Raw genomic sequence first — 1,385 nt, forward strand, 5'->3', positions numbered from 1 at the left:
AGTATAGCCATGCTTATTGCCATGTTTTTGAATTTGGATTATTATAGTTCCGCCTTCATTTTGACCGTTTTGTGCATTCAACCCACTAAACGGAAGTCACTACGTGCAGTTTATTCACGTATCATTGCCAGCATCATCGGGGTGGGGTTCGCTTTCGTATTTTTTGAAGGAATCGCGTATCATCCACTAGTTTTCGGCCTTATTTTAATATTATTTATTCCAACGCTTGTATCCTTAAGATTTCAGGATGGCTTTGTTTCTAGCGTTGTCATCCTCCTGCATTTATTTGATGCTAAAGATATGTCATGGTCACTGTTGTGGAATGAAGTTCAATTGATGATTGTCGGATTTGGTGTGGCATTGTTAGTTAACTTATATATGCCTTCAATCGAGAAGGATTTAAAAAAATATCGTTTGGATCTCGAGTCCTTGTATTCGAAGATTTTTCATGAAATTACTTCGTATTTACGAAACGGAGAATCGGATTGGGATGGAAAAGAACTTGTTGAAGCCTCTGAAGTGATTGAAAAAGGAAAAGCTCTTGCTTATCAGGATGTCGAAAACCATTTAAACCGCAGACAAAATCTGCATTACCTATATTTCGATATGCGCGAACAACAGTTCGAAATTATTGAGAGAGTTTTACCGAAAATAACTGCGTTGCCAGTTAATATTTCTCATTGTTACATTGTCGCTGACTTTATGGAAGAATTGGCGAATCACGTACATTCCGGAAATACGGCTCATAAGTTTATATCGAAGCTAGATGAGGTTAAAGAAGACTTTGCTAAGATGCCTCTTCCGAAAGATCATGAAAACTTTCTGGCGATGGCGGCACTTTATCAATTCATCGAAGAGATGGAACAGTATTTACGTATCAAACGTAGCTTTGTTGGATTTAATATGAAAAAAAAGACAGCTTCGAAGGAGTAATAAGATTCCCTTCGAAGCTGTTTTTTTAAARGAACAAGCTTAATCCAAACAAGATACTTGATAAAGCCATCATGATGATCATTAAATAGATGACAAACTTGCGGAAATTAGCATTACGCATGCGAGACAACTCCTTTAACTAGCTATTCTTAAGTTTAGTAGAAACTGAAAAAATTCTCAAGAGGTAGAGTTTTCAAAAAGAAATCGGTACAATAGAGGATGGAGAAAACAGAAGGGTGTGGCTATTTTGAAAAAGGTCGATCATATCGGCATCGCCGTTAAAAGTCTAGATGAAACAATCCCTTATTATACAGAAACATTAGGTTTAACAGTTTTGAAAATCGAAGAAGTAGCTTCTGAATCAGTACGTGTGGCATTCATTGATGCAGGTAACGTCAAACTTGAGTTACTGGAGCCAATGTCTGAACAAAGTGCCATTCACTCTTTCATTG

The 1,385-nt window shown here is 36.9% G+C and carries 3 protein-coding genes; 2 read left to right on the forward strand and 1 reads right to left on the reverse strand.

Annotated elements, in window-relative coordinates:
* On the forward strand, positions 1-933 hold a 933-nt coding region (locus tag AC1DSB_RS19355; protein WP_477587423.1), incomplete at its 5' end, for an aromatic acid exporter family protein.
* A gap of 25 nt (positions 934-958) precedes the next feature.
* Here the strand turns inward: AC1DSB_RS19355 and prli42 are convergent.
* Complete coding sequence (gene prli42, locus AC1DSB_RS19360) at positions 959-1,054, reverse strand: stressosome-associated protein Prli42 (RefSeq protein WP_477587424.1); 96 nt, start codon at positions 1,052-1,054, stop codon at positions 959-961.
* Positions 1,055-1,180: 126 nt separating this feature from the next.
* On the opposite strand from prli42, the gene AC1DSB_RS19365 reads away from it, so the two are divergent.
* On the forward strand, positions 1,181-1,385 hold a 205-nt coding region (locus tag AC1DSB_RS19365), incomplete at its 3' end, for a VOC family protein (RefSeq protein WP_477587425.1).

It is taken from the genome of Paenisporosarcina sp. P4_E4_2, assembly GCF_056401595.1.